This is a genomic window from Flavobacterium sp. UBA2787, from assembly GCA_002352205.1.
Taxonomy (GTDB): Bacteria; Bacteroidota; Bacteroidia; order Flavobacteriales; family Flavobacteriaceae; genus Flavobacterium.
On sequence record DEHZ01000013.1, the window covers coordinates 128,180 to 154,302 of the forward strand.

Annotated in this window: 34 protein-coding genes; 27 read left to right on the top strand and 7 right to left on the bottom strand. The window is 36.4% G+C overall.

Features of this window, described 5'->3' with window-relative positions:
• Positions 1–64 precede the first annotated feature (64 nt).
• Complete coding sequence (locus B4N66_RS11955; protein ID WP_291095069.1) at positions 65–1,498, bottom strand: T9SS type A sorting domain-containing protein; 1,434 nt, start codon at positions 1,496–1,498, stop codon at positions 65–67.
• Positions 1,499–1,736: 238 nt separating this feature from the next.
• On the opposite strand from B4N66_RS11955, the gene B4N66_RS11960 reads away from it, so the two are divergent.
• From B4N66_RS11960 to B4N66_RS11970, 3 genes are all read left to right on the top strand, one after another.
• Positions 1,737–2,177, top strand: coding sequence for a thioredoxin family protein (locus B4N66_RS11960; protein WP_291095071.1), 441 nt, complete (start codon positions 1,737–1,739; stop codon positions 2,175–2,177).
• A gap of 120 nt (positions 2,178–2,297) precedes the next feature.
• Positions 2,298–2,444, top strand: coding sequence for a hypothetical protein (locus tag B4N66_RS11965; protein WP_291095073.1), 147 nt, complete (start codon positions 2,298–2,300; stop codon positions 2,442–2,444).
• A gap of 94 nt (positions 2,445–2,538) precedes the next feature.
• Positions 2,539–2,967: a hypothetical protein gene (locus B4N66_RS11970; protein WP_291095075.1), complete on the top strand. Its 429-nt coding sequence runs from the start codon at positions 2,539–2,541 to the stop codon at positions 2,965–2,967.
• Between the two features lie 19 nt (positions 2,968–2,986).
• Here B4N66_RS11970 and B4N66_RS11975 read toward each other — a convergent pair whose 3' ends face one another.
• The gene (locus B4N66_RS11975) at positions 2,987–4,264 is read right to left on the bottom strand and encodes a replication-associated recombination protein A (RefSeq protein WP_291095077.1); all 1,278 of its coding nucleotides are present in this window, start codon (positions 4,262–4,264) and stop codon (positions 2,987–2,989) included.
• A gap of 245 nt (positions 4,265–4,509) precedes the next feature.
• On the opposite strand from B4N66_RS11975, the gene B4N66_RS11980 reads away from it, so the two are divergent.
• Positions 4,510–5,265 (top strand): rhomboid family intramembrane serine protease, encoded by a 756-nt coding sequence (locus B4N66_RS11980; protein ID WP_291095079.1) that lies wholly within the window; start codon positions 4,510–4,512, stop codon positions 5,263–5,265.
• Here B4N66_RS11980 and rlmB read toward each other — a convergent pair whose 3' ends face one another.
• The 5 genes from rlmB to B4N66_RS12005 all read right to left on the bottom strand — a co-directional run bounded on the left by rlmB (position 5,266) and on the right by B4N66_RS12005 (position 13,723).
• The gene (gene rlmB / locus B4N66_RS11985; RefSeq protein ID WP_248432884.1) at positions 5,266–6,000 is read right to left on the bottom strand and encodes a 23S rRNA (guanosine(2251)-2'-O)-methyltransferase RlmB; all 735 of its coding nucleotides are present in this window, start codon (positions 5,998–6,000) and stop codon (positions 5,266–5,268) included.
• A 64-nt stretch (positions 6,001–6,064) separates the two neighbouring features.
• Positions 6,065–7,036, bottom strand: a complete 972-nt coding sequence (locus tag B4N66_RS11990; protein WP_291095082.1) for a hypothetical protein — start codon at positions 7,034–7,036, stop codon at positions 6,065–6,067.
• Between the two features lie 9 nt (positions 7,037–7,045).
• Entirely contained in the window at positions 7,046–8,701 is a 1,656-nt protein-coding gene (locus B4N66_RS11995) for a SusD/RagB family nutrient-binding outer membrane lipoprotein (RefSeq protein WP_291095084.1), read from the bottom strand.
• A 10-nt stretch (positions 8,702–8,711) separates the two neighbouring features.
• Positions 8,712–11,903, bottom strand: coding sequence for a SusC/RagA family TonB-linked outer membrane protein (locus B4N66_RS12000; protein ID WP_291095086.1), 3,192 nt, complete (start codon positions 11,901–11,903; stop codon positions 8,712–8,714).
• 146 nt (positions 11,904–12,049) lie between these two features.
• A complete protein-coding gene (locus B4N66_RS12005) occupies positions 12,050–13,723 on the bottom strand; it encodes a hypothetical protein (protein WP_291095088.1) in 1,674 nt (557 codons plus the stop codon).
• A 416-nt stretch (positions 13,724–14,139) separates the two neighbouring features.
• Here B4N66_RS12005 and rpsL point away from each other — a divergent pair, with 416 nt between their 5' ends.
• The 23 genes from rpsL to rpmD all read left to right on the top strand — a co-directional run bounded on the left by rpsL (position 14,140) and on the right by rpmD (position 26,122).
• Positions 14,140–14,544, top strand: a complete 405-nt coding sequence (gene rpsL / locus B4N66_RS12010; protein WP_129463124.1) for a 30S ribosomal protein S12 — start codon at positions 14,140–14,142, stop codon at positions 14,542–14,544.
• A gap of 23 nt (positions 14,545–14,567) precedes the next feature.
• The gene (gene rpsG, locus B4N66_RS12015; RefSeq protein WP_129463123.1) at positions 14,568–15,044 is read left to right on the top strand and encodes a 30S ribosomal protein S7; all 477 of its coding nucleotides are present in this window, start codon (positions 14,568–14,570) and stop codon (positions 15,042–15,044) included.
• A gap of 10 nt (positions 15,045–15,054) precedes the next feature.
• Positions 15,055–17,211, top strand: coding sequence for an elongation factor G (fusA, locus tag B4N66_RS12020; RefSeq protein WP_291095093.1), 2,157 nt, complete (start codon positions 15,055–15,057; stop codon positions 17,209–17,211).
• Positions 17,212–17,222: 11 nt separating this feature from the next.
• On the top strand, positions 17,223–17,528 hold the full coding sequence (gene rpsJ / locus B4N66_RS12025) for a 30S ribosomal protein S10 (protein WP_026710316.1): 306 nt from the start codon (positions 17,223–17,225) through the stop codon (positions 17,526–17,528).
• 117 nt (positions 17,529–17,645) lie between these two features.
• Positions 17,646–18,263 (top strand): 50S ribosomal protein L3, encoded by a 618-nt coding sequence (gene rplC, locus B4N66_RS12030; RefSeq protein WP_291095095.1) that lies wholly within the window; start codon positions 17,646–17,648, stop codon positions 18,261–18,263.
• Entirely contained in the window at positions 18,263–18,892 is a 630-nt protein-coding gene (gene rplD, locus B4N66_RS12035; protein ID WP_291095097.1) for a 50S ribosomal protein L4, read from the top strand. The genes rplC and rplD overlap by 1 nt, the downstream gene beginning before the upstream one ends.
• Positions 18,893–18,898: 6 nt before the next feature.
• Entirely contained in the window at positions 18,899–19,189 is a 291-nt protein-coding gene (gene rplW, locus B4N66_RS12040) for a 50S ribosomal protein L23 (protein ID WP_291095099.1), read from the top strand.
• 6 nt (positions 19,190–19,195) lie between these two features.
• Positions 19,196–20,020, top strand: coding sequence for a 50S ribosomal protein L2 (rplB, locus tag B4N66_RS12045; RefSeq protein ID WP_248432891.1), 825 nt, complete (start codon positions 19,196–19,198; stop codon positions 20,018–20,020).
• 10 nt (positions 20,021–20,030) lie between these two features.
• Positions 20,031–20,309, top strand: coding sequence for a 30S ribosomal protein S19 (rpsS, locus tag B4N66_RS12050; protein WP_129463117.1), 279 nt, complete (start codon positions 20,031–20,033; stop codon positions 20,307–20,309).
• A 6-nt stretch (positions 20,310–20,315) separates the two neighbouring features.
• Positions 20,316–20,726 carry a 50S ribosomal protein L22 gene (rplV, locus tag B4N66_RS12055; protein ID WP_112086728.1) on the top strand — a complete coding sequence of 137 codons (411 nt, stop codon included), beginning with the start codon at positions 20,316–20,318 and terminating at the stop codon, positions 20,724–20,726.
• Between the two features lie 8 nt (positions 20,727–20,734).
• Positions 20,735–21,484 (top strand): 30S ribosomal protein S3, encoded by a 750-nt coding sequence (gene rpsC / locus B4N66_RS12060; RefSeq protein WP_112086727.1) that lies wholly within the window; start codon positions 20,735–20,737, stop codon positions 21,482–21,484.
• A gap of 19 nt (positions 21,485–21,503) precedes the next feature.
• Positions 21,504–21,923, top strand: coding sequence for a 50S ribosomal protein L16 (gene rplP / locus B4N66_RS12065; RefSeq protein ID WP_112086726.1), 420 nt, complete (start codon positions 21,504–21,506; stop codon positions 21,921–21,923).
• Positions 21,924–21,936: 13 nt separating this feature from the next.
• Positions 21,937–22,128, top strand: coding sequence for a 50S ribosomal protein L29 (gene rpmC, locus B4N66_RS12070; RefSeq protein WP_248432892.1), 192 nt, complete (start codon positions 21,937–21,939; stop codon positions 22,126–22,128).
• Between the two features lie 17 nt (positions 22,129–22,145).
• On the top strand, positions 22,146–22,406 hold the full coding sequence (gene rpsQ, locus B4N66_RS12075) for a 30S ribosomal protein S17 (protein ID WP_129463113.1): 261 nt from the start codon (positions 22,146–22,148) through the stop codon (positions 22,404–22,406).
• 2 nt (positions 22,407–22,408) lie between these two features.
• A complete protein-coding gene (gene rplN / locus B4N66_RS12080) occupies positions 22,409–22,777 on the top strand; it encodes a 50S ribosomal protein L14 (protein WP_007803649.1) in 369 nt (122 codons plus the stop codon).
• Between the two features lie 11 nt (positions 22,778–22,788).
• The gene (gene rplX, locus B4N66_RS12085; RefSeq protein ID WP_291095122.1) at positions 22,789–23,103 is read left to right on the top strand and encodes a 50S ribosomal protein L24; all 315 of its coding nucleotides are present in this window, start codon (positions 22,789–22,791) and stop codon (positions 23,101–23,103) included.
• Between the two features lie 2 nt (positions 23,104–23,105).
• Positions 23,106–23,657 (top strand): 50S ribosomal protein L5, encoded by a 552-nt coding sequence (rplE, locus tag B4N66_RS12090; protein WP_290858793.1) that lies wholly within the window; start codon positions 23,106–23,108, stop codon positions 23,655–23,657.
• Positions 23,658–23,660: 3 nt separating this feature from the next.
• Entirely contained in the window at positions 23,661–23,930 is a 270-nt protein-coding gene (gene rpsN / locus B4N66_RS12095) for a 30S ribosomal protein S14 (protein WP_291095103.1), read from the top strand.
• Positions 23,931–24,070: 140 nt separating this feature from the next.
• Complete coding sequence (gene rpsH, locus B4N66_RS12100; protein WP_112086721.1) at positions 24,071–24,469, top strand: 30S ribosomal protein S8; 399 nt, start codon at positions 24,071–24,073, stop codon at positions 24,467–24,469.
• Positions 24,470–24,485: 16 nt separating this feature from the next.
• The gene (rplF, locus tag B4N66_RS12105; protein ID WP_291095104.1) at positions 24,486–25,028 is read left to right on the top strand and encodes a 50S ribosomal protein L6; all 543 of its coding nucleotides are present in this window, start codon (positions 24,486–24,488) and stop codon (positions 25,026–25,028) included.
• A gap of 12 nt (positions 25,029–25,040) precedes the next feature.
• Positions 25,041–25,394 (top strand): 50S ribosomal protein L18, encoded by a 354-nt coding sequence (gene rplR / locus B4N66_RS12110; RefSeq protein ID WP_291095105.1) that lies wholly within the window; start codon positions 25,041–25,043, stop codon positions 25,392–25,394.
• Between the two features lie 6 nt (positions 25,395–25,400).
• Complete coding sequence (rpsE, locus tag B4N66_RS12115; protein WP_112086718.1) at positions 25,401–25,925, top strand: 30S ribosomal protein S5; 525 nt, start codon at positions 25,401–25,403, stop codon at positions 25,923–25,925.
• Positions 25,926–25,939: 14 nt separating this feature from the next.
• The gene (gene rpmD / locus B4N66_RS12120; protein ID WP_291095106.1) at positions 25,940–26,122 is read left to right on the top strand and encodes a 50S ribosomal protein L30; all 183 of its coding nucleotides are present in this window, start codon (positions 25,940–25,942) and stop codon (positions 26,120–26,122) included.
• The last annotated feature ends 1 nt before the right edge of the window (position 26,123 follow it).

Sequence of the window (26,123 nt, forward strand, 5' to 3'; positions counted from 1 at the left end):
AAAAAGAACTTATTTCAGTCATTAACTGCATATAAGTTCTCTTTTTTTGAATTACATTTATTGCTTACTGAATCACAATTTTTTTAGTGAGTTGTGCATTTTCCATGTTTATTGTGGCGATATAAAGTCCTTTTGGCAAATGGTCGGTGTTGATGGGTGTGACACTATTTGAAAGGATGTGTTCGCTTACTTTTCTACCTTGAACATCTACGAGGGTAAGGGTGGCTTGGGAAAAGTTAGGTGTTTCAGCTAAGTCTATGTACAGCATATCTGATGTCGGATTTGGATAGATTTTGACCGTGTTTAAGCTTGTTTCATCAGACAGGTTGAGGTTTGGCGTATCGCCAACAACCCGCATTAAGCCTGATGGATTATAGGAAAACCATCCACCAATCACAATGTTGCCATCATTTTGAACGATGCAGTGTCTGGCCCAATCGTTAAAAGAAGTTTCGGGAAAGGAAGTGTCTACCGCTCCATTTTCCAAATACCTTCTAAAGGTATAAGGACCACCGGCAGAGGCTAGAATTTTTCCATCGGATTGCACGGTCATGGCTGTTACATTGGAAAGGTCTAAGGCTAATGAAGTGTCTACACTCCCATCAGAGTTTAATTTTACAATTGCTTTATTGTTTGCCCCTGTGTGACGGAAGTTTCCGGCGGTAATGATTTGACCATTGGGAAGCAAGACTGTTTCCCATGCTTCACCATAAAATCCGGCAATTAGTGAAAAATTATTACCAGCGTCAAAGGTGGTATCCAAACTGGCATCTTCGTTTAAGCGTGCTAACAAAATTCGGCTTACGGACTTATAGGCAGTAAATAATCCACCACACAAAATTTTACCATTTGGTTGCACGATTACGGTGTGTATCCGATTTTGACCGGCAGTGGAAGTAAAACCGGTTGCGGAGTCGAATGAAGTGTCTAACGAACCATCACTATTTAATCGTGCAATGGCTTGTCTATTAATACCACCCTGATTGAGCCAATCAAATTTTGAAAATATTCCTCCCACCACAATTTTACCATCGGATTGAAGGGCAATACTGTTCACATCACTGTCGAAACCGGTAAGTGGGTTAAAACTAGTGTCTAATGACCCATCCGGATTTAATCGGGCAATACGGTGGCGTGTTACCCCTTTGTAGTCAGAAAAATTTCCTCCTACCAGAATTTTACCATCCGGTTGAAGGGTAATCGCATTAACATAAGGAGAAGTTCCGTTGAAACCTACTCCCACATTAAAAGAGGTATCTACGCTTCCATCCAAGTTTAAACGAACAATACGTCTGCTTTCCGTACCATTAAATTCGGAGAACCATCCGCCAAGGAGTAATTTACCATCCGGTTGTTGCACGATGGTTTCCACCCTTTTTTGAGTAAACGTAATTCCTGCTCCGGTTCCAATAGCAAAGTTAGGGTCAATTGTACCCAATTGAGCAAATGCCCAAAACGGAAAAGCCAGTAAACAAAGTAGTGTAATGTTTCTTTTCATGTTTTATCTATTTTGAATTAAACTTTCGTTTTTACAAAATTGATAAAGGAATGAATGGCAAACCATACGACATTTGCCCTATTTTTGCTGTAAGGACCAATGAGCCTGAAAATATTATTCATGTAATGCTCGAATAAAATGACCTATCGAACGTGTAAAAAGTAGAAATCATGCTTTACTTCAGCTATATGCAATACATTCATTTGTAATTATTTCATAATTTTACTAAAAAATAGCGATGAAAAAACTAATTATTTTCTTTAGTGTACTTTGCTTGGGAGTTCTTTTTCTTTCTTTTTCTGCTCCAAACAAAGAAGAAACGGCTGCCAAAGGAATTGATTTTTTTAAAGGAACATTTCAAGAAGCGTTGGCTTTAGCTGAAAAGGAGAAAAAGTATGTTTTTGTAGATGTGTATGCCACATGGTGTGGCCCTTGTAAACAGTTGAAACGAACCACGTTTAAGGACAAAGAAGTGGGTACTTATTTTAATAAAAACTTCATCAATATCGCCATAGATGGTGAAACCGAAGAGGGAGACGAAATCCTTAATCGATATAACATCCGTTCGTATCCTACTTTGTTGATTTTGGATGCAAAAGGTCGCGTGCAAACACGTCATTCCGGTTTTATGAAACCTTTTATTTTGATTAATTTTGGTAGACGAATTGTGCCTTTGTAACGGTTTAGAGCGATGAACGGGACTATTCTTTTAAGTCAGTATGTTTGCGGAGCGAGTGCTGATTTTCAAAATCAATTAAGATTCGCATAAATTATTTATATTTGCTAAAATTGATGCAGCATGAACTACAAACTATCCTTTCAGGAAAGAGCCCAGTTGAGTTTGGAACAATTAGAGAAGCAGCCACCGATTACGTTAGAAAAAGCAAAAGCTCAAGCCGAGTGGTTACGAAAAGCTAGTCAATTAAAAGATAAGAAACAACGTTAATCAAACACGATTTATCATCGAAATTGTTTCCCGAAAGCCAGTGAAACTCCTCAAAAACATTTTCCTATTCGCGTTTGTCGTTGTAATCATTTACTTGGCATTCTTTATCCCGAAACGTATCCGTATTGATGGGACTTGGTCTGTTTCAAAAATTCTATTGGACGGCAAATCATTAATCGATAGCAAAAAGGATACACTTTTTTATCATTCGTTAGAGCTTTTTAAACCAAAGTATGTAGCACACATTGATGGAGATTCTCTGATTATTAAAAAAGGGGAACATAAAATAGGAACGAAGTACATTATTCAACAAGGCAAAAACGGAAACCATTTGATTAATTTAACCTCCAATGAACAAACATTAAACGGAACTTTTCAGATCACCTTTGACACACTGGTTACCAGTGCAAGTTTTTATAATGTATATGTTGACATTGTCTCCAATTCTACACAATTGTCGTTGCAAAAAGAGGTTTACGTTAAACCCTGGAAACCCAGACCTATTGAAAGAGGTAAACCTTAATGGATTGATTTTCTTTTTTTTAATACCCATATTTATCCTTCCACCGATTCTTCAAAAAATTCCGCAACTCTTTCTCCCTCGCATTATTCCCCGGTTCATAAAAAGAAGTATTTTGAATTTCATCAGGTAGAAATTCCTGTTCGGCAAAATTATTTTCAAAATCGTGGGAGTATTTATATTCATCACCATAACCCAATTCTTTCATCAATTTGGTAGGAGCGTTTCGCAGATGTAACGGAACAGGCAAATCGCCGGTTTGTTTGACGATTTGTTGAGCTTTTCCAATCGCTAAATAACTTGCATTGCTTTTGGCAGATGTTGCTAAATAAATTGCACATTGACTCAATAAAATTCTACTTTCCGGATAGCCGATTGTTGTTACGGCTTGAAAGGTATTGTTCGCCATAATCAACGCTGTCGGATTAGCATTGCCAATGTCTTCGCTGGCTAAAATGAGCATTCTTCGGGCGATGAATTTCACGTCTTCGCCACCTTCAATCATTCGGGCTAACCAATACACCGCACCATTCGGGTCGCTTCCGCGGATAGATTTAATAAAAGCCGAAACAATATCATAATGTTGTTCACCCGTTTTGTCATATAAAACCGTATTCTTTTGAACCAATTGCATCACTTTTTCATTGGTGATTTCAATTGAATCTTCTTCGGTTGCATTCACGATTAATTCAAAAATATTGAGCAATTTTCTTCCGTCACCTCCGGAAAGTCGCAAAAGAGCTTCGGTTTCCGTTAAAGTAATATTTTTAGTTTTTAAAATTTCATCTTGTTCAATTGCTCGATGTAACAATTGTTCTAAATCATCTTTGGAAAATGCATTTAACACATACACCTGACATCTTGACAATAGAGCAGGAATCACTTCAAAACTAGGATTTTCGGTGGTGGCACCAATCAGCGTAATCCATCCTTTTTCGACTGCAGCTAATAATGAATCTTGTTGCGATTTACTAAAACGATGAATCTCATCAATAAACAAAATTGGGTTTTTGGCTGTGAATAATCCGCCACTCATTTTTGCTTTTTCGATAACTTCCCGAATGTCTTTTACTCCCGAATTAATGGCACTCAACGTAAAAAACGGACGTTTACTTTCCTGAGCCATTATTTGAGCCAACGTGGTTTTTCCGGTTCCGGGTGGCCCCCATAAAATTAAACTCGGAATAATTCCTTTTGCAATTTGATGCGTCAACGAACCTTGTTCGCCAACCAAATGCAACTGACTAATGTATTCCGATAAATGTTGAGGCCGGATGCGTTCGGCAAGTGGTGCTTCCATGGTGTAAAAATACTCATTTCTGACAAAAAAGCACTATTTTCGTTTTGGATGTGTTTTTGATATTGAATTTGCGTTCGGAATTACTCGTACTTATTTTGGCCACTAATTCACTAATTTGTGGGCTATCTTAATTTGGATTAATTCGGATTTTCATCCACGATGATCGAATTTGGTTTTTTAAATTAGACTTTTATTTGTGAATTCGTGGTTATCTAATATACCGAACCTATGTAACGAATAGAATTATGAAACAAAAATCCTTTATTTTTTCAACTTCGGTAATTGCCTGGCCTTTATTTTTTGTATTGGCTTTGTGGATTGTTTTTTGGGTAGAAGTTCGATTCAAAATCGATTTGGGCATTTACGGTGTTTTACCAAGAACTGTCAGCGGATTAAGAGGCGTTATTTTAAGTCCGTTTTTACACGGCGATATCAAACATTTGTATAATAATTCGATTCCGTTATTATTCTTAATTGCTGTTTTACGTTATTTCTATAGAGAAGTTTCGTTGCAAGTTTTAGTTTTCGGGATATTAATTTCCGGACTCGGAACATGGTTAATCGGTAGAGAAAGTTACCATATTGGAGCCAGCGGATTGATTTATGTTTTGGTCAGTTTTATCTTTTTCAAAGGAATTCAAACCAAACATTATCGATTAGTCGCCCTTTCGTTAGTGATTGTGATGTTGTATGGCGGAATGATTTGGTATATTTTTCCTGAAGTTGAAAACGGTATTTCGTGGGAAGGTCATTTGGCCGGATTCATCACCGGATTTTTATTTTCACTTTTATACAAAGCTGAAAACTATAAAAAACCCATTCGTTACGATTGGGAAAAACCCGATTTTAATCCCGAAAATGATCCGTTTATGAAACATTTTGATGAGAATGGTAATTTCGTCAACACTCCAAAACCGGAAGAATTAGAAGTAGAGTACACTTTTTTCAACATCGATAAAAATGTGTTTTACGAATTCAAATCGGAGAGAGAGAAGGAGTAACTATCGTCTCTGTCTCACCACTTCATACAAAAAAGCTCCACAAGCAACCGAAACATTCAATGAAGCAATGGTTCCAAACATGGGTAATTTTGCTTTTTCATCTACAATTTTCAAAACCGACGGATTGATGCCACGGTCTTCACTTCCCATAATAATCGCTAACGGTTCATTTAATGCTAAATCATAAATAGCATCATCTGTTTTTTCCGTGGCTGCAATTGTTTTGATTCCTGAACCTTGCAGGTAAAAAATGGCATCTTTAATATGTTCTACTTTACAAATTGGCACATTAAAAACGGCACCGGCACTGGTTTTTACGGTATCTCCGTTCACGGGAGCAGCACCTTGTTTGCCAATTATGATTCCGTCAACACCGGTACATTCTGCTGTGCGGATAATTGCACCAAAATTACGTGCATCCGAAAGTTGGTCTAAAATTAAAAATAGGGGAGTTTTGCCACTTTCCAACACATTGGAAATCAAACTTTCCAAATCATGAAAATTCACCGGAGCAATGGTTGCCACCGCACCTTGATGATTTTTGGAAGTAAGACGATTTAATTTTTCTACAGGAACATAGGTGAAATTCACTTTGTGTGATTTCATCACTTTCATTAATTCACGCATTAAGTCGCCTTGAATGTCTTTTTGCAAAAACACTTTGTCGATTTCTTTTCCTGCTTGAATTGCTTCAATAATCGCTCTAATTCCAAAAATTTGATTGTCTTTTTCCATGCGGCAAAGGTATAAAAAAACCACTCTGTTTCGGAGTGGTTTATAAATAAAACGAATGTGTTGATTAATCTTGGAAAATTGCCGGCCAAGGCTCGTTGCCTTCACGTGTTAAAACGGTTGTTCCGGTTTCATTGTAGGTACTAGCAAAATTGATTGTCATTTGAGCACCACTAACACTTACAATTTCGTAAGTCCACGTTTCGCTGTACTGATCTGAACCTAATGTTAAAAGATTTTTGCAAAACCATTTAATTCCTGAACCTTCACTGTAGGCAGGATCATCAAACCAACAAGACGATTCAAATAGTCCAAAAGAGTAATCGGATATTCTATAGGTTCCTTCCGGTAATGGATTTCCTCCCTCGTCGGTATCAAACCATGTTACAGTTCCAGTTGCCGTTCCTCCACATGGACTTGCTCCGGGAATTGACATATTTGTAGTTACATAACTGTGTGTGCCAGCCAAACTAGATTCAAATGGACAAGTTACATTAACGTTGTATCTAAAAGGAGAACGATAAAATGCTCCACCCAATACGTTTGCACTGGAGTTTTCCCAACTGAACGTTCTTCCATCTGTAGTTAAATATTTGAATCGTACTTCAAATTGATCTCCACCGTTAAATTCACCTTCCTGCACACCTAACTCTTCGAGCATTTGAGCAAGCGTAATGTTTACAGTTGTTCTCGGTAAACCAATAGGTCCAGTTGCAAAGTCACTTGGTAGCAAGTCATAAAGAAATGTTTCTTCTACACCATAATCAATACCATCGTCAGTATTGTCTTTAAAACTCGCATACACTTCTACTTTTTCCATTAAGCCACCGTTTAGCCGGTCTTGTGCTTCAAGAATTACTGTAAAAGCGGCATCATCAGCACCTAAAGCAATTTCACTGCTAACTAAATCTATTGTTCTTAGAACGGCACCACTTGTAGTTTCGTCTAAAATACCATCAATTGAGTTGTCACTATCACTACATCCGATAAAAAGTGATAGCAACCCAATACTACTTATTTTTACTATTTTATTTTTCATTTTATTTTTTTAATTACCTACCGGAAAACCTGTAGTTGGATTAGTATCCCAGAATACTCTGGTTGTTACATTATTTTTTTGTGTTACGTTTGAGTTAGTGTTAGCTTCACTTGCAGGATAGAAAAACGAGCGAATATATTCACCGGGATTAGGATCTATGTTCGGTTGAATATCTGTGGGAGCTCCGGTTCTTCTATAGAAATTATAACCGTCAATTCCATTTCCAAACAAAGTTACAAAGAATTCTTTGGCAATAACATTTAATTTTTGTTCGTTTCCAACAGCATTATCCATCAAAGTTCCAACTTCATTCAAATAGGTGACATCAACTGTTGGACTTGGAACAAAGGAAGTATTTGCATCAACATCTCTTGATATAAAAGCTCTTACTTTAGAGAATGATTTTTGAATTCCAGCTTGAACAAATGCCTTAGCATCACCTGACCCGCCATATAAAGAAGCCTCTGCTCTAAGAAAATCTATTGTAGAACTTAAAAAAATGGGCGTAATTCCATTTCCTTTTGCTCCTAGATTTAGGTCAGTTTGACTAAACGTATTGTCATCAAATCTACCGCCAACCGGATATAAACCGTAAGCTGTTTTTTTAGTTCCATCAGGAGGAAGACCCTCATCGTTTCCATGATCTCGTCCCCAATACCCTTGATTATCATCAATTCTACAATAAACATGATTTCCGGCAGCGTAGTGAGCAGGAATTGGTTCTACAGAACATCTCAAATCTTGTTCACTTACCGGAACGTCACTTACTTGTCTGTAAAAATAAAATCGCATTCTTGGGTCAACCACACTTTTTGTATTTTTCATTAAATCCATTAGCCAGTTAGACATATATCCTGTGGCTCCGGCAGTACCGGTAGGAGTATAGTTTGTAGCATAAAGCGGATGTCTCGTGTCTGGATTGGTATTGTTTGTTCCCCAAGTGAATTGAAAATCGTCTTCAACATTTGTCATATAATTGCCTTCTGCAATAATACTTTCAAAAGAGGTAATAGCTGTTGGGTCGACCAACCTTCTTTGCATGTAGATTTTTAACTTCAACGAATTGGCAAGTTTAATCCATTTAGACCAATCTTTTTGATAGTAAAAATCAAAAGTAGGATCTGCCGGAGCATCTGTTTCAAAATTCACGATAGCTTGATCTAATAACAGTAATGCAGTGTTATAAATAGACTCTCCAGAATCTGCTGCTGGATTTAAATTTGTAATATCAAAGGCTTCGGTGTAAGGAACATCACCAAAGAAATCAACTAAGGTTACCATTAAAAATGCTTCAAATACTTGGCCCATTCCAGTATGTTTTGTCAAGCCATTTTCTTCGGTAGCTTGATTTAACAGTTTGATGTTTTTAATTGTTCCTTGATAAGTGTCTTCCCATCTTGTATCAAAAAAAGAAGGGTCATAGGCAGCAAAGTAGTTTCTGCCAAACATATAATGAATTCGACTAACTTCTCCAGCTGTTGTTCCATAACGTTGGACAACATCTGCAAAATTTAACTGAATTGCGTTGAGCAAAAAGTTAGGATCTGATTGTTCCGGAGACAAACCATTTGGATTATCTACGATATCTAATTCTGTGCTTTCACAGCTTATTAAAAGCGTAAAAACAGCCAGAATTGCACTTGAAATTTTTATTATTTTTTTCATATTATTTTTTTTAAAAAGAAGCTTTTACACTAAATCCATATCTTCGAGAACTAGGTCCGTTTAAGTAATCGAAACCTCTACCGTTACCAACTCCGGTTCCTGCTACGTTGGGGTCAAAGTTCACACCTTTAGGAGTATTGATTGCTTCATACCATAAATTGTTTCCGGATAATGTAAAACTTAGACCTCCAAAGAAGGTATTGTCTAACCATTTTTTAGGTACTTCATATCCCAATGAAATTTCTTGTAATCTAATGACAGATGCATCAAAAATTCTCATTTCGTCTGGTCCGGAGAATAAATTATCAAAATAATAGCCTGAGGCATTAATTTGAAAATCGTTTACTCCACCACTTTCATTAACTCCGGGAAGAATAAAAGTATTAAGTCTGTCTTCCGTATCTGTAGTTAATCCTCTACCTAGTAATGTCGCAATAGTTTCAGAATAGATATCTCCACCATGTACATAACTAATTAAGAAATTAAAATTAAAATTTTTATATTTAATAGTGTTCCCAACGTTTAAAACCCAATCCGGATTAGGGTCTCCCAAGACAGATAAATTGGGATCTTCAATATAATTTCCAATACTGTTTACTACGTAATTTCCATTTTCATCACGTTGAATAGCGTTACCAACAATTACGCCTAAGGGCTGGCCCACAATTGCAGCATTTCCTAAATTTGTAAATCCAGAGAAAACTATGATTTCTGAATCACTGGTTAGTTCTTTTACTTCGGTTTCGTTTTGAGTAAAGTTTCCATTCACATACCAATTGAATCCACCAGGATTATCATTTTTAGCCAGATCAATTCCTAAGTCAATTTCATAACCTGTTCCTTGTACTCGTCCAATATTTGTTTGAGTGAATAAAAATCCTGTTGAAGCCGGTAAAGGTCTGTCTGTAATTAAATTTTTGGTATTTCTATTATAATATGAAACATCTAATGAAACTCTATTTTTAAGGAATTTAGTTTCAAATCCTAACTCAACTTCATCGTAACGTTCCGGTTTTAAGTCTGGATTTCCTAACTCTGTTGCGGAGGTTATTCCGGGAACAGGTTCTGATCCGTTTAAGAAAGTTCTGGAGTTTAATCTTAGAATACTTGATGTTGGATACCCTGTAGCAAAACCCGCCGATGTTCCGTAACTAGCTCTTAATTTTAAGAAGTTTAATCCGTTGTCGGATGATATTCCGCTAAATGCTTTAGTTGGAATAAACGACATACTTGCACTTGGGTAAAAAATAGAATTATTATTAAAGTTTGAAACCCAATCATTTCTTCCTGCCAATGTTAAGTATAGATACTTATTAAAATCAACTTCTGTTTGACCATATAAGCCAAGAATATTTTGTTCTTCATATAATTGAACCGGAGATTGTTCTGTAAAATTGAAATGTCTCAATACACCAAACACTAATTGGTTTTCACTATTTACACCTTGTCTGTCATAGGTTGTTCTTCTTGATGTTGCTCCAACGTTAAAGGACATTCCAAATTTCTCGTTTAATTCATAATCACCATTTAAAACCAAGTTATGATCCCAAATCGTGTTATTGTTATCAAAGGTTCGATATGAGCCAAGTGGATTTCCAGTGACTCCTCCTTTGTTTTGGGCAACTTCGTTTCGTTCATTATAAAAATCTAAACCTACTCTATAAATTAAATTTAAATTATCATTAAAGTTATATTGTACAGCAGTATTTCCGAATACACGATTTGTGATTTGCCTTGAATATGAATTTGCTGCTGTCCATCTTGGGTTTTGAATTCCATTATCACTTCTGTAGTAAACAGAACCCCCTGTTAAAGGGTTTTGGAATGGCATTCCCATTAAGTCAATACTTCTTGGTGTATAAAATACATCTCCAAAAATCGAAGAACCATCACCAACCACACCTGAACCTTGGCTGGCTGCTACGGGTGGGGTGTCAAAATCAGTTCTCGAATAATTGAATGTCCCACTTACTGTAAATTTATTAGAAAGAATCGCACGACCTCCAATGCCAATATTGTTTCTTGTTAGTTCGTTGCCTGGAGTAAAACCTACGTCGTTTAAATGACCATAGTTTGCATTATAGGAAACCTTCCCGTCATCAGATGTTCCGCTAAAGTTTACAGAAGTATTAGCAACATGTCCTGTTCTGAAAAAATCTTTCACATTATCATAAGATCTCCATGGTAATCTTGCTCCCGTAAATTGAGGAAAGGCATCTGATAATGAAGCTCTGTCGTAGGGGTGTGCTATCGTAGCATCAGCAGCAACACCTGAATTAGGATCTCCCCAACCTCCAAGTCCGTCTTGATAAAATCCAGGTCCCCAGTTACTGAAAAACAAACCGTATGACTGATCAAAACCATTTCCAAATTTATTTTGATAATCAGGTAATGAGGCAATTTCGTTATTAAAATAGGATTGTGTGATAGTTACTTCGTTCTTTTTTGGCCCTTTTCTAATACTACTGCTTTTGGTAGTAATTAAGATTACCCCATTTTTTCCTGCACTACCATAAAGTGTGGCGGCAGCTAATCCTTTAAGCACACTAACATTTTCAATATTGTTTGGGTCTAAATCCAAAAACCTACTTGAACCACTATTTCCATCCACAAAGTCTCCATTTGTATTGGTGTCGCTACTAAATGGAACACCATCTACAATGAAAAGCGGTTGGTTAGAGCCGGTAATACTGTTCAAACCTCTGATTACAATATTTGTCCCTGAACCAGACAAACCACTTGTTTGGTTAATTAAAACCCCTGATGCTTTACCGTTTAGTACCCTTCCGATATCACCTTCAGAACGCTGTTCAAGAGCTTCCGATTTAACCTCACTAATAGCATAACCTACAGCTTGCTTTTCTCTTTTTATACCCTGTCCCGTTAGAACCACACCCTCAAGTATTTGAGCGTCTTCTTCCATTTTAACATTAACTTTGTTAGAGCTTACAATAATTTCTTGTTTTAGCATTCCAACAAAGCTAAAAACAAGTGTTTCGCCTCTTTTCGTGTTAATAGTAAAATTTCCGTCAAAGTCGGTTTCTGTTCCATTGGTAGTATTTTTTACTATAATACTAACACCCGGAAGAGGAAGTCCGCTTTGATCAGTTACATTTCCTGTAACTGTCATCTCTTGTCCAAAACTGAGCTGAACAAGAAAAATTAGCAGCAAAACTAATTTTAATTTTTTCTTTGGTTTCATTAATTTATAATTTGAGTTAGTTATCTCAAAAGTCTTAAATTAATGTTAAACAAACAAGTGTTTTTGTTAATTTGTTCATAAAAAAACAACATATGATTTAATGTATTGATAATGAGACGGTTGTTGCAAGTGCTGTTTGTGGTTGTTTAAAAGTTTGTTTTAAAACTAATATGCACAATCGAATTAGAAAGTTTAATCTCCTGATTGCCCACACTACCATTAGCATAAACCAAGTTTAAAAGTCCATTTTTGGTGAGTACACCAAAACCGAAACCTAAGCCCAGCAACGAATCGCTACTGTCTGTTGTTTGGTCTTGATAATAACCATAATCAATAATCGAATGAACATACATTCCTGAAGACAAAACATAACGGTATTCCGTTAGAATAGACGAAAATAAATTCCCTTGCAAACTGTTTTCATTAAAACCCCGAATCGAATTAATTCCGCCAAAGCGATGTAATTCATTCACAATATAAGCATCACTTTTGAGGTAGTAATTTTGCGATTTCAGATGCACAATGTTTTTCGCATTCAAATAAACGTTATGCCTTAGTTCTAACTGACCAAACAACTGGCTTTGTGAATCGGTTTTAGAATCCCGACTTCCTAAACCAACTTTTAAATGCAAAGCAGTTTTTTCCGGAAACAAAAAATCATCGGTTTTAAAATCGGTATATTCAAACTGTCCTGTTACGAAGGAGTTTTTAAAATCACTAATAAAACTTGAATTGGTATTTTGAATATCGCTTGATTCTGTGGATTGATAACCCAAATAAACTCTTGTGTTATACGTAAAAAGATAACCCAAATCAATCGACGTACGCGTGTTTTGAAAAGTACTATCTTGTTTAAAAATCTGTAATTCCGTTTTCAATCCCAACGAGCTTTTAAAGAGATACGGAATTTGCAAACCGGCATTAAATGTAGTCTGCTCATTGCCGTCGCTTTTCCAAAATATCGAAAACTGTTCGCCGGAATTCAACAGGTTGTGCAAAAGCAAATCTACATAACCATTAAAATTTATTTTTCCGCCTTCGTCGTTATTAAAGCCCACAAAACCATCAAATCGGTTGGCTTTTGCTTTTTCCAAATAAACATACACTTTGGTAGAATCTTGTGTAAACAAAATTTCAGGATATTTCGTTTGTCGCACAAACCGAAAACCTTCTACTGTTTTATACAGCTTGTCTAAATTCGATTGATTAAACGTTTGTTTGGCATACATTTTTTTCAAATTTTTCCGATGACTTTCAGGAAATTTCTCAAAACCATCAATCACAATGTCGTTTAAAGCTCTTTGCTTGTTTGGTTTAATCAACAAATCTGCATAAAGCAAATCTTCCTGATTTCTAAAGTTTTCTAACTTTAATTGAGCCAACGAATAACCGGTTGCTTCCAATCGTTTCAAAATGCCGGACATAAAAGGTTCCACATTTTCAATCGGAAGCTTTAATAATCCATCATCCGCTTTATAATCTTCACCTAAAAAAGGCAGCATTTCGTTACCTATATATATATGTAGGTTTGAAGTTCTTTTTCCTAACCTGTATTCAAACAGAAAAGTAGAATCGTTTGCTTTTTTATTACTCAGGTTTTCGCTTTCCAAATAACCCAACTCAAAAAGCTTCTTGCTAAACAGTTTCGTTTCATCCACAACACCTTTTGCATTTACAAATTGCTTGGCATAACCAATCGAATCAATTTTTTTTGTTTCTTCAGTAGTCGAACCTTCGATGGTTAAATAGACATTTTGAGCCTTTCCAAAACAGAAAAACAACAAGAAGAACACGATAAACAAAAGCCTTTTCAAATCCATTTTAATTTCGATAAAAGTAACGCAAAAAAAGGAGATATGGTATAGGGGCCTTTTACCTGCTTCCTGCCTGCCGGTAGGCACGGTCCATTCCAAGTCCGTTTGTTGGGGTTGGTTCGGCTAAGCTCCGCCGAGAGCTTCCTCCGGTCGCTTTGGCAAAGCAAGCCTCATACAACCCCAACAAGCCGGGCTTTCCATTTCAATCAGGGGCAGGGGAGTGGTGGTTAAAAGAAGTTTCAGGTTTCAAGTTTCAGGTTGGATCGTGAAACCTGAACCTGAAACTTCAAACCTGAAACTAAAAATTTCCCAACTCAAACAAAATAAATAAATTATGATTTGTTTTAACAAAAAAAAGTACTACATTTGCAACCCCTTAAAATAGGGTAATTTTAAAAACATAGAAATTTTTAGTATTAATTATGCCAACAATTCAACAATTAGTAAGAACAGGGAGAGCCCAAATAACTAAGAAGAGTAAATCGGCTGCTTTAGATTCTTGTCCTCAAAGAAGAGGTGTGTGTACTCGTGTTTACACAACGACTCCAAAAAAACCAAACTCAGCGATGAGAAAAGTTGCAAGGGTTCGTTTAACAAACGGAAACGAAGTAAATGCATACATTCCCGGAGAAGGACACAATCTACAAGAGCACTCGATAGTATTAGTTAGAGGCGGAAGGGTAAAAGATTTACCAGGTGTTAGATACCATATCGTACGTGGTGCGTTAGATACTGCTGGAGTAGCAGGTCGTACGCAACGTCGTTCAAAATATGGAGCAAAACGTCCAAAACCAGGTCAACCAGCAGCACCCGCAAAGAAAAAGTAATTAGAAACTTTTAAAGAAAAGACATGAGAAAAAGACAGGCCAAAAAAAGACCTCTTTTACCAGATCCAAAATTCAATGATCAATTGGTAACACGTTTTGTAAACAACTTAATGTGGGATGGTAAGAAATCTACCGCTTTCAAAGTATTCTATGATGCTTTAGAAATAGTAGAAACAAAAAAGCAAGATGCTGAAAAATCTGCTTTAGAAGTATGGAAAGATGCATTAACAAACGTTATGCCTCACGTAGAAGTTCGTTCACGTAGAGTGGGTGGAGCTACTTTCCAAATTCCAATGCAAATTCGTCCGGATAGAAAGATTTCCTATGCTATCAAATGGATGATTCTTTATGCAAGAAGAAGAAACGAAAAATCAATGGCAGCTAAATTAGCTTCAGAAATTTTAGCAGCAGCTAAAGAAGAAGGAGCAGCAGTTAAGAAAAGAATGGATACGCACAAAATGGCAGAAGCTAACAAAGCGTTCTCTCACTTTAGATTTTAATTCATAAGAAATGGCTAGAGATTTAAGATACACAAGAAATATCGGAATTGCAGCTCACATTGATGCAGGTAAAACTACAACAACAGAGCGTATTCTATTTTATACTGGAAAATCACACAAAATTGGTGAAGTACACGATGGTGCTGCAACAATGGACTGGATGGCACAAGAGCAAGAAAGAGGTATTACAATTACTTCTGCAGCAACTACTTGTGAATGGAATTTTCCAACCAATCAAGGAAAACCAACAGCGGAATCAAAACCGTATCACTTTAACATTATTGATACTCCCGGACACGTGGATTTTACCGTTGAGGTAAACCGTTCATTACGTGTTCTTGACGGTTTAGTTTTCTTATTTAGTGCAGTTGATGGTGTTGAACCACAATCTGAAACTAACTGGAGACTTGCTGATCAATACCGAGTACCAAGAATGGGATTTGTTAACAAAATGGACCGTCAAGGGTCTAACTTCTTAGGAGTTTGTCAGCAAGTTAGAGATATGTTGAAATCAAATGCGGTTGCAATCACATTGCCAATCGGAGATGAAATTGATTTTAAAGGAGTTGTAGATTTAGTTAAAAACCAAGCTATTGTTTGGCATGACGAAACACAAGGAGCAACTTTTGACATCGTTGATATTCCTGCTGACATGGTTGATGAAGTGAAACAATATCGTTCAATTCTTATTGAAGCGGTGGCGGATTATGATGAAAACTTGTTAGATAAGTATATGGAGGATGAGAACTCTATTACTGAAGAAGAAATTAACAATGCATTACGTGCAGCAACAATCGACATGGCTATCATTCCTATGATTGCCGGATCTTCTTTCAAAAACAAAGGAGTTCAATTTATGTTAGATGCTGTTTGTAAATATTTGCCATCTCCAATGGATAAAGAAGGTATTGTCGGAATCAACCCTGACGATAAAGATTTATTGGAAGAAGATCAAAGAAAAATTTTACGTAAACCGGATGTTAAAGAGCCATTCGCAGCTTTAGCATTTAAAATTGCTACTGACCCTTATGTTGGTCGTTTGGCTTTCTTTCGTGCCTATTCAGGTCGTTTAGATGCAGGTTCTTACGTATTAAATACTCGTTCAGATAACAAAGAGCGTATTTCACGTATCTATCAAATGCACGCCAACAAACAAAACCCAATCGAATATATCGAAGCAGGTGATATTGGTGCAGCAGTAGGATTTAAGGATATCAAAACAGGAGATACATTGTGTGATGAAAAACACCCAATCATTCTTGAGTCAATGAAATTCCCTGATCCGGTAATTGGTATCGCGATTGAGCCTAAAACAAAAGCTGACGTTGATAAAATGGGTATGGCTTTAGCTAAATTAGCTGAAGAGGATCCAACGTTTACGGTTAGAACAGATGAAGCTTCCGGACAAACTATCATTTCAGGAATGGGTGAGTTACACTTAGATATTCTTGTAGATCGTATGAAAAGAGAATTCAAAGTTGAAGTTAACCAAGGTGAACCACAAGTAGAATACAAAGAAGCTTTCACAAAATCAGCACAACACAGAGAAACTTATAAAAAGCAATCAGGTGGACGTGGTAAATTTGGTGATATCGTATTCAAACTTGGGCCAGCTGACGAAGTTGACGGAAAACCATTCGTAGGTCTTCAGTTTGTGAATGAAGTAAAAGGTGGTAACGTTCCTAAAGAATATATCCCTTCTGTTGAAAAAGGTTTCAGAGAAGCTATGAAAGCAGGACCTCTTGCAGGTTATACTGTAGATAGTTTGAAAGTTACACTTTTAGACGGATCTTTCCACCCTGTGGATTCTGATGCATTATCTTTCGAATTGGCTGCAAAAATGGGTTACAAAGAGGTTGCTAAGGCTGCCGGAGCTGTAATTCTTGAGCCGATTATGAAAATCGAAGTAATCACTCCGGAAGAAAATATGGGTGATATCGTAGGAGATTTGAACCGTCGTAGAGGTCAAGTAAACGACATGGGTGATAGAGCAGGTGCAAAAACGATTAAAGCGTTTGTTCCACTATCTGAAATGTTTGGTTATGTAACTACTTTAAGAACATTGTCTTCTGGTAGAGCAACTTCAACAATGGAATTTTCACATTACGAACAAACTCCTTCAAACATCTCTGAAGAAGTTATCAAAAAAGCAAAAGGTAACGCTTAATTCTAACGAAAATGAGTCAAAAAATCAGAATAAAATTAAAATCTTACGATCACATGTTGGTGGATAAATCAGCAGAAAAAATCGTAAAAACGGTAAAAAGTACCGGAGCTGTGGTAACTGGACCAATTCCATTACCTACGCACAAAAAAATATTCACAGTATTACGTTCTCCACACGTTAACAAAAAAGCGAGAGAGCAGTTTGAAGTGAGTTCATACAAAAGATTGTTAGATATCTATTCTTCTTCTTCTAAAACTATTGATGCTCTAATGAAATTAGAGTTACCAAGTGGTGTAGAAGTTGAAATCAAAGTGTGATAGAAAATAGTATTAAGATGAAAGTATTAAGTATTAAGACATTCTCTTAATGCTTAATACTCTTGTCATACTACAAAATAAAAAAGAATTTTTTTAATCATTTATAAATAGTTTAATATGTCTGGGTTAATTGGAAAAAAAATCGGCATGACTAGCATTTTCGACGAGAACGGGAAAAATATTCCTTGCACCGTGATTGAAGCAGGTCCATGTGTCGTTACCCAAGTCAGAACCAAAGCGGTTGACGGGTATGAAGCGTTTCAGCTTGGTTTCGATGACAAAACAGAAAAACACGCAACTAAAGCGGCCGTAGGTCACTTTAAAAAAGCGGGAACTTCTGCTAAGAAAAAAGTCGTTGAATTCCAAGATTTTGAAACAGAGTATAAATTAGGTGATTTAGTCACTGTAGATCAATTCAGCGAAGGAGAATTTGTTGATGTACAAGGTGTATCTAAAGGTAAAGGTTTCCAAGGGGTTGTAAAGCGTCACGGTTTTGGTGGTGTTGGACAAGCTACTCACGGACAACATAACCGATTAAGAGCACCAGGTTCTGTAGGAGCTTCTTCTTATCCATCAAGAGTATTCAAAGGAATGCGAATGGCAGGAAGAACTGGAGGAGAAAATGTAACAATTCAAAACCTTAGAGTTTTAAAAGTAGTAGCAGATAAAAATTTGTTATTAGTTAAAGGATGCGTTCCTGGACACAAAAACTCTTATGTAATCATTCAGAAGTAATGGAAGTAAAAGTTTTAGATATCAACGGAAAAGAAACAGGTAGAAAAGTACAACTTTCTGACGCTGTTTTCGCTATCGAGCCTAACAAACATGCTATCTATCTTGATGTAAAGCAATATCTTGCCAACCAAAGACAAGGTACTCACAAAGCAAAAGAGAGAGCAGAAGTAACAGGAAGTACTCGAAAAATTAAGAAACAAAAAGGAACAGGTACAGCTCGTGCCGGTAGTATTAAGAATCCATTGTTCAAAGGTGGAGGTACAGTTTTCGGTCCAAGACCAAGAAGCTATTCTTTCAAATTGAACAAAGCTTTAAAAAGATTAGCTCGTAAATCGGCCTTCTCTCAAAAAGTAAAAGATTCAGAATTAGTAGTGGTAGAAGATTTTAATTTTGACACACCAAGTACTAAGAATTTTATTACAGTTCTGAAAGCCTTAGGGTTAGAAAATAAAAAATCTCTATTTGTGTTGGGCGATACAAATAAAAATGTATATTTGTCGTCACGCAATTTAAAGGCTTCTAAAGTTGTAACTACCTCAGAATTAAGCACTTATGCCATTTTGAACACGAATAACTTAGTGCTTTTAGAGAGTTCTTTAGAAGGAATTGAAGAAAATTTAAGTAAATAATAGGCCATGAGTATCATAATTAAACCTATCATAACTGAAAAAATCACGAAGCAAAGTGAATTAAACAATCGTTATGGTTTTGTAGTGGATAAGAAAGCAAACAAAATTCAAATCAGAAATGCTGTGGAAGCAGCTTACGGTGTGAAAATTGTTGCCATCAACACTATGAATGTTAGACCAGACCGTTCTGTAAAGTACACAAAAAGTGGAATGATTAGTGCAAAAACGAATTCTTTCAAGAAAGCAATCGTACAAGTACAAGAAGGAGAAACAATTGATTTTTACAACAATATCTAATAAGAAATGTCAGTTAGAAAATTAAAACCTATTACCCCGGGTCAGCGTTTTAGAGTTGTGAATGGTTTTGACGCCATCACGACTGATAAGCCGGAAAAGTCATTATTGGCACCGAAAAATAACTCAGGAGGTAGAAATAGTCAAGGAAAAATGACCATGCGTTATACAGGCGGTGGTCACAAACAAAAGTATCGTATCATTGATTTCAAAAGAACTAAAGTAGGAATTCCTGCTACAGTTAAATCAATCGAGTATGATCCAAACAGAACAGCATTTATCGCTTTGTTAGCTTATGCAGATGGTGCTAAAACCTATGTGATTGCACAAAACGGTTTAAATGTTGGTCAAACAGTAACTTCAGGCGAAGAAGCATCTCCGGAAATCGGAAATGCACTTCCTTTAAGTAAAATTCCATTAGGAACTGTAATTTCTTGTATTGAGTTACGTCCTGGTCAAGGAGCTATCATTGCTCGTTCGGCCGGAACATTTGCTCAATTAATGGCAAGAGATGGAAAATATGCCACTATCAAAATGCCTTCCGGCGAAACAAGATTAATCTTGTTGACTTGTATGGCTACTATTGGTGCAGTGTCTAACTCAGATCATCAGTTGATTGTTTCCGGTAAAGCCGGTAGATCAAGATGGTTAGGAAGAAGACCAAGAACAAGACCAGTTGCAATGAACCCTGTCGATCACCCAATGGGTGGTGGTGAAGGACGTTCTTCTGGAGGTCACCCACGCTCTAGAAACGGTATTCCTGCAAAAGGATATAGAACCCGTTCTAAAGTGAGCCCAAGTAATAAGTATATTGTTGAACGCAGAAAGAAATAATTAGATAGACATGGCACGTTCATTAAAAAAAGGACCATTTGTACATTACAAATTAGATAAAAAAGTTCTAGAGAATATCGAGAAATCAAACAAAGCAGTGATCAAAACTTGGTCAAGAGCTTCAATGATTACACCGGACTTCGTAGGACAAACTATCGCAGTACACAATGGTCGTCAGTTTGTTCCAGTTTATGTAACTGAAAACATGGTAGGACACAAGTTAGGAGAATTTTCACCAACAAGATCATTTAGAGGTCATGCCGGTGCTAAAAATAAAGGTAAAAAATAAGAAGCAATGGGAGTTCGTAAAAGAGAAACAGCAGATGCGAGAAAAGAGGCTAATAAGTCTATAGCTTTCGCGAAATTGAATAACTGCCCTACTTCACCTAGAAAAATGCGCTTGGTTGCAGACTTGGTAAGAGGTCAGAAAGTGGAAAGAGCACTAAATTTATTACGATTTAGTCAAAAAGAAGCTTCAAGAAAACTAGAGAAATTGTTGTTATCAGCTATCGCCAACTGGCAAGCTAAAAACGCAGAAGCTAGTATTGAAGAAGCAGCTTTATTTATAAAAGAGATCAGAGTTGACGGTGGAATGATGTTAAAAAGACTTCGTCCGGCTCCTCAAGGTCGTGCACACAGAATCAGAAAACGTTCAAATCACGTTACAATCGTGCTTGGAGCTAGTAATAACACACAAAGCAATTAATAATTAAGATGGGACAAAAGACAAATCCAATAGGAAACAGACTTGGGATCATCAGAGGATGGGATTCAAACTGGTATGGTGGAAATGATTACGGTGATAAAATTGCCGAAGATTATAAAATCAGAAAGTACATCCATGCTCGTTTATCAAAAGCTAGTGTATCGAAAGTAATCATCGAGAGAACTTTAAAACTTGTAACCGTTACTATCACTACAGCCAGACCTGGTATCATTATCGGAAAAGGTGGACAAGAGGTAGACAAGTTGAAAGAAGAACTTAAGAAAATTACTGACAAAGAGGTTCAAATTAACATCTTTGAAATTAAAAGACCTGAGTTAGATGCTTATTTAGTTGCAACAAGTATCGCTCGTCAAATCGAAAGCCGTATTTCATACAGAAGAGCTATCAAAATGGCTATCGCAGCAGCAATGCGTATGAATGCAGAAGGTATTAAAGTTTTGATTTCCGGTCGTTTGAATGGTGCTGAAATGGCACGTTCAGAAGGTTTCAAAGAAGGTAGAATTCCTCTATCAACTTTCAGAGCCGACATTGATTATGCTTTGGCTGAAGCTCACACTACTTATGGTAGAATGGGTATCAAAGTATGGATCATGAAAGGTGAAGTTTACGGAAAGAGAGATCTTTCTCCATTAGTAGGCATGGATAAAAAACAAGCCGGTGGTGGTGGTAACAAAGGTGGTGATGCTCCAAGAGGAGGAAAACCAAACGGAAAATCAAACCCACGTAAAAGAAAGTAATTTTTTAAATTAAAGAAAAATGTTACAGCCTAAAAGAACAAAATACCGTAAGGTACAAAAAGGTAGAATGAAAGGTGATTCTCAAAGAGGTCACGAGCTTTCAAATGGGATGTTCGGAATAAAATCAATGGATTCTTCGTTCTTAACTTCACGTCAAATCGAAGCAGCTCGTATTGCAGCTACTCGTTTTATGAAAAGAGAGGGACAATTATGGATCAAAATTTTCCCGGATAAACCAATCACTAAGAAGCCTCTTGAAGTACGTATGGGTAAAGGTAAAGGTGCAGTTGAATATTGGGCTGCCGTTGTTAAACCCGGAAGAATTATGTTTGAAGTAGGAGGAGTACCTTTGGCAGTTGCAAAAGAAGCGTTACGCTTAGCAGCCCAAAAGCTTCCTGTGAAAACTAAGTTTGTAGTTGCTAGAGATTTCGAAGCATAATCTTATATACATTATGAAACAATCAGAAATTATAAGTCTATCTGTAGCTGAGTTACAAGAACAACTTAGTCAGTCAAGAAAAACGTATGCCGACCTAAAAACGACTCATACTATATCTCCAATTCAAAATCCGCTTCAAATTAGAGCGATGAGAAGAACAATTGCGAGATTAGTTACTGAGCTAAGTAAAAGAGAGTTACAATAATTGTATTCTGCTGAAAGATGGAAGAAAAAAGAAATTTAAGAAAAGAGAGAATTGGTGTAGTTACTAGCAACAAAATGGAGAAATCTATCGTTGTTTCTGAAACAAGAAAAGTAAAACACCCATTATACGGTAAGTTCGTGTTAAAAACAAAGAAATACGTTGCACACGACGAAACAAATGACTGTAACATTGGAGACACTGTAAGAATCAGCGAAACCCGTCCTTTAAGTAAATCTAAATGTTGGAGATTAGTTGAAATCATTGAAAGAGCGAAGTAATTATGGTACAACAAGAATCTAGATTAAAAGTAGCAGATAACACAGGAGCAAAAGAAGTTTTGACTATCCGTGTTTTAGGAGGAACGAAACGTCGTTATGCCTCTGTTGGAGATAAAATTGTAGTGTCAATAAAAGACGCAACACCAAACGGAAACGTAAAAAAAGGTGCTGTATCTACTGCAGTTGTTGTACGAACCAAAAAAGAAGTGAGAAGAGCTGATGGATCTTATATTCGTTTTGACGATAACGCATGTGTATTGTTAAACGCGGCAGGTGAAATGAGAGGTACTCGTGTTTTTGGTCCGGTTGCAAGAGAACTTCGTGAAAAACAATTCATGAAAATTGTATCATTAGCACCTGAAGTGCTTTAATTCGATTAATGATGACAAAATTAAAAATTAAATCAGGAGACGTTGTAAAAGTTATCGCAGGTGACCATAAAGGTGCTGAAGGTAAAGTTTTACGTGTTTTTGTAGATGCAAATAAAGCGATTGTTGAAGGTACAAACATGGTTTCAGTTCACACTAAACCAAGTGCAAAAAACCCTCAAGGTGGAATCGTAAAGAAAGAAGCTCCTATTCAAATATCAAACTTGTCTTTGATTGATCCAAAGTCAAAAAAAGCAACTAAAGTTGGATATAAAGTAGAAGGAGATAAGAAAGTAAGATTTTCAAAAAAATCTAATCAAGTATTATAGTAATGGCTTATATCCCTAGACTAAAAGAAGAATATAAAAGCAGAGTTATTCCTGCTTTGAAAGAAGAGTTCGGTTACAAAAACGTAATGCAAGTTCCAAAACTTGAAAAAATCGTTTTAAGCCGTGGTGTCGGAGCTGCCGTATCAGACAAGAAATTGGTTGATTATGCAGTAGACGAGTTGACAAAAATTACAGGTCAAAAAGCTTTAGCTACTATTTCTAAAAAAGACGTTGCGTCTTTCAAATTAAGAAAAGGTATGCCAATTGGTGCTAAAGTAACTTTACGTGGCGAAAGAATGTATGAATTCTTAGATAGATTGATTACATCTTCTTTACCTCGTGTAAGAGATTTTGGTGGTATTAAAGCAACTGGTTTTGACGGAAGAGGTAACTACAATCTTGGAGTACTTGAGCAAATCATTTTCCCTGAAATTGATATTGACAAAGTAAACAAAATTTCAGGAATGGACATTACTTTTGTAACAACGGCTAAAACCGATAAGGAAGCAAAATCATTATTAGCAGAATTAGGATTACCTTTTAAAAAGAATTAAGATATGGCTAAAGAATCAATGAAAGCCCGCGAGGTAAAAAGACAAAAAGCGGTAGACAAGTATGCTGACAAAAGAAAAGCTTTATTAGAAGCTGGTGACTATGAAGGCTTACAAAAATTACCAAGAAATGCTTCTCCGGTTCGTTTACACAATCGTTGTAAATTAACAGGAAGACCAAGAGGGTATATGAGACAATTCGGTCTTTCACGTGTAACTTTCCGTGAAATGGCTAACCAAGGATTAATTCCAGGAGTAAAGAAAGCTAGCTGGTAGTTAGTTTATTTCAGCAGATAATTGTACATTTGCCAGCTTTTAGCAGGTAACGTACAATTATCTTCTTTAAAAAATGTGTTTAATGGTTTCAGGTTCAGCGGAATAGTTCCTCTGAAAACCGTTGCCAAAATTTTATAAATATGTATACAGATCCTATTGCAGATTATCTAACAAGAGTTAGAAACGCAGTAATGGCAAATCACAAAGTGGTTGAAATTCCTGCTTCTAACCTTAAAAAAGAAATCACAAAGATTTTATTCGATCAAGGTTATATCCTAAGTTACAAGTTTGATGACAGTTCTGTTCAAGGAACAATCAAAATCGCCCTTAAGTACGATAAAGTTACGAAAGAGCCGGTAATTAGAGATATCCAAAGAATTAGTAAACCAGGTTTACGTAAATATGCAGGTTCTTCAAACCTTCCAAGAATCCTTAACGGATTAGGAATTGCTATTGTTTCAACTTCAAAAGGTCTTATGACCGGAAAACAAGCGAAACAATTAAATGTAGGTGGAGAAGTAATTTGTTACGTATACTAATAAACAAGACTGAACGATGTCAAGAATAGGTAAAAATCCAGTTGAAATTCCATCAGGCGTAACTTTAGAAGTTAATGAAGGTGTAATTACAGTAAAAGGAAAATTAGGTCAACTAACTCAGGAGTTTTCGGACGTAACTGTAAAAGTTGAAGACGGTCAAGTATTAGTGGAAAGATCATCTGACCACAAAGATCATAGAGCTAAACACGGTTTATACAGATCATTAATCAGTAACATGATTAACGGTGTATCAAACGGTTTTACAAAAGAATTAGAGTTAGTAGGGGTAGGGTACAGAGCTTCTAATCAAGGTCAAAAATTAGATCTTGCATTAGGATTTTCTCACAATATCGTTTTAGAAATTGCTCCAGAAGTAAAATTGGAAACAGTTTCAGAAAAAGGTAAGAACCCAATCGTTAAACTAACCTCTCACGATAAACAACTTTTAGGTCAGGTTGCCGCTAAAATTAGAGGTTTCCGTCGTCCAGAACCTTACAAAGGAAAAGGAGTTAAATTCGTAGGTGAAGTATTAAGAAGAAAAGCAGGTAAATCAGCTTAAAAAAGTAAGATTATGTCATTAACAAAATCTGATAGAAGACAGAGAATTAAGTTCAGAATTAGAAAGATTGTAAGCGGAACTGCTGCTAAACCAAGACTTTCTGTATTCAGAAGCAATAAAGAAATCTACGCACAATTAGTAGACGACGTAAACGGAGTAACCATTTTGGCCGCTTCCTCTAGAGATAAAGGAATAGATGCAAAAGGAACAAACGTTGAAGTTGCTAACGCAGTAGGAAAACTAGTTGCTGAAAAAGCATTGAAAGCTGGTATAGATACAGTAACTTTCGATAGAGGAGGATACTTATACCACGGTCGTATTAAATCATTAGCAGAAGGAGCGAGAGCTGCCGGACTTAAATTCTAAGAAATTATGTATAACAAATACAAAAATGTAGAGTTAGTAAAACCTAGTGGTCTTGAATTAAAAGATCGTTTGGTAAGTGTAAATCGTGTTACCAAAGTAACAAAAGGTGGTAGAGCATTTGGTTTTTCTGCTATTGTTGTTGTAGGTGATGAAAACGGAGTAGTTGGACACGGATTAGGAAAATCTAAAGACGTATCAGAAGCAATCGCTAAGGCTGTGGAAGATGCTAAGAAAAATTTAGTAAAAATTCCTCTAAGTGGACAATCAGTTCCTCACGAACAAAAAGGAAAATTTGGTGGAGCTCGTGTATTTTTAATGCCTGCATCTCACGGTACAGGAGTTATTGCTGGTGGTGCTGTTCGTTCGGTACTTGAATCAGTAGGAATTCACGATGTATTATCAAAATCTCAAGGATCTTCAAACCCTCACAACGTAGTAAAAGCAACTTTTGATGCTTTACTTCAAATGAGAAGTGCTTATACAGTGTCTAAGCAAAGAGGAATTTCTTTAGAGAAAGTATTTAAAGGTTAATATACAAGGAAATTATGTCAAAGATTTTAGTAAAACAAGTAAAAAGTCAAATCAACTGTCCTCAAACACAAAAGAGAACATTGGTTTCTTTGGGTCTTAAAAGATTAGGACAAGTAGTAGAGCATGAAAATTCATCTGCTATCCTTGGTATGGTAAATAAAGTTAAACACTTAGTTTCTGTAGAAGAAACTAAATAAC

Bases quoted from the DNA above. Each gene is read 5' to 3' on its own strand.
- B4N66_RS11955 (WP_291095069.1), bottom strand. From the start codon at position 1,498: ATGAAAAGAAACATTACACTACTTTGTTTACTGGCTTTTCCGTTTTGG.
- B4N66_RS11960 (WP_291095071.1), top strand. From the start codon at position 1,737: ATGAAAAAACTAATTATTTTCTTTAGTGTACTTTGCTTGGGAGTTCTT.
- B4N66_RS11965 (WP_291095073.1), top strand. From the start codon at position 2,298: ATGAACTACAAACTATCCTTTCAGGAAAGAGCCCAGTTGAGTTTGGAA.
- B4N66_RS11975 (WP_291095077.1), bottom strand. From the start codon at position 4,264: ATGGAAGCACCACTTGCCGAACGCATCCGGCCTCAACATTTATCGGAA.
- B4N66_RS11980 (WP_291095079.1), top strand. From the start codon at position 4,510: ATGAAACAAAAATCCTTTATTTTTTCAACTTCGGTAATTGCCTGGCCT.
- rlmB (WP_248432884.1), bottom strand. From the start codon at position 6,000: ATGGAAAAAGACAATCAAATTTTTGGAATTAGAGCGATTATTGAAGCA.
- B4N66_RS11990 (WP_291095082.1), bottom strand. From the start codon at position 7,036: ATGAAAAATAAAATAGTAAAAATAAGTAGTATTGGGTTGCTATCACTT.
- B4N66_RS11995 (WP_291095084.1), bottom strand. From the start codon at position 8,701: ATGAAAAAAATAATAAAAATTTCAAGTGCAATTCTGGCTGTTTTTACG.
- B4N66_RS12000 (WP_291095086.1), bottom strand. From the start codon at position 11,903: ATGAAACCAAAGAAAAAATTAAAATTAGTTTTGCTGCTAATTTTTCTT.
- B4N66_RS12005 (WP_291095088.1), bottom strand. From the start codon at position 13,723: ATGGATTTGAAAAGGCTTTTGTTTATCGTGTTCTTCTTGTTGTTTTTC.
- rpsL (WP_129463124.1), top strand. From the start codon at position 14,140: ATGCCAACAATTCAACAATTAGTAAGAACAGGGAGAGCCCAAATAACT.
- rpsG (WP_129463123.1), top strand. From the start codon at position 14,568: ATGAGAAAAAGACAGGCCAAAAAAAGACCTCTTTTACCAGATCCAAAA.
- fusA (WP_291095093.1), top strand. From the start codon at position 15,055: ATGGCTAGAGATTTAAGATACACAAGAAATATCGGAATTGCAGCTCAC.
- rpsJ (WP_026710316.1), top strand. From the start codon at position 17,223: ATGAGTCAAAAAATCAGAATAAAATTAAAATCTTACGATCACATGTTG.
- rplC (WP_291095095.1), top strand. From the start codon at position 17,646: ATGTCTGGGTTAATTGGAAAAAAAATCGGCATGACTAGCATTTTCGAC.
- rplD (WP_291095097.1), top strand. From the start codon at position 18,263: ATGGAAGTAAAAGTTTTAGATATCAACGGAAAAGAAACAGGTAGAAAA.
- rplW (WP_291095099.1), top strand. From the start codon at position 18,899: ATGAGTATCATAATTAAACCTATCATAACTGAAAAAATCACGAAGCAA.
- rplB (WP_248432891.1), top strand. From the start codon at position 19,196: ATGTCAGTTAGAAAATTAAAACCTATTACCCCGGGTCAGCGTTTTAGA.
- rpsS (WP_129463117.1), top strand. From the start codon at position 20,031: ATGGCACGTTCATTAAAAAAAGGACCATTTGTACATTACAAATTAGAT.
- rplV (WP_112086728.1), top strand. From the start codon at position 20,316: ATGGGAGTTCGTAAAAGAGAAACAGCAGATGCGAGAAAAGAGGCTAAT.
- rpsC (WP_112086727.1), top strand. From the start codon at position 20,735: ATGGGACAAAAGACAAATCCAATAGGAAACAGACTTGGGATCATCAGA.
- rplP (WP_112086726.1), top strand. From the start codon at position 21,504: ATGTTACAGCCTAAAAGAACAAAATACCGTAAGGTACAAAAAGGTAGA.
- rpmC (WP_248432892.1), top strand. From the start codon at position 21,937: ATGAAACAATCAGAAATTATAAGTCTATCTGTAGCTGAGTTACAAGAA.
- rpsQ (WP_129463113.1), top strand. From the start codon at position 22,146: ATGGAAGAAAAAAGAAATTTAAGAAAAGAGAGAATTGGTGTAGTTACT.
- rplN (WP_007803649.1), top strand. From the start codon at position 22,409: ATGGTACAACAAGAATCTAGATTAAAAGTAGCAGATAACACAGGAGCA.
- rplX (WP_291095122.1), top strand. From the start codon at position 22,789: ATGACAAAATTAAAAATTAAATCAGGAGACGTTGTAAAAGTTATCGCA.
- rplE (WP_290858793.1), top strand. From the start codon at position 23,106: ATGGCTTATATCCCTAGACTAAAAGAAGAATATAAAAGCAGAGTTATT.
- rpsN (WP_291095103.1), top strand. From the start codon at position 23,661: ATGGCTAAAGAATCAATGAAAGCCCGCGAGGTAAAAAGACAAAAAGCG.
- rpsH (WP_112086721.1), top strand. From the start codon at position 24,071: ATGTATACAGATCCTATTGCAGATTATCTAACAAGAGTTAGAAACGCA.
- rplF (WP_291095104.1), top strand. From the start codon at position 24,486: ATGTCAAGAATAGGTAAAAATCCAGTTGAAATTCCATCAGGCGTAACT.
- rplR (WP_291095105.1), top strand. From the start codon at position 25,041: ATGTCATTAACAAAATCTGATAGAAGACAGAGAATTAAGTTCAGAATT.
- rpsE (WP_112086718.1), top strand. From the start codon at position 25,401: ATGTATAACAAATACAAAAATGTAGAGTTAGTAAAACCTAGTGGTCTT.
- rpmD (WP_291095106.1), top strand. From the start codon at position 25,940: ATGTCAAAGATTTTAGTAAAACAAGTAAAAAGTCAAATCAACTGTCCT.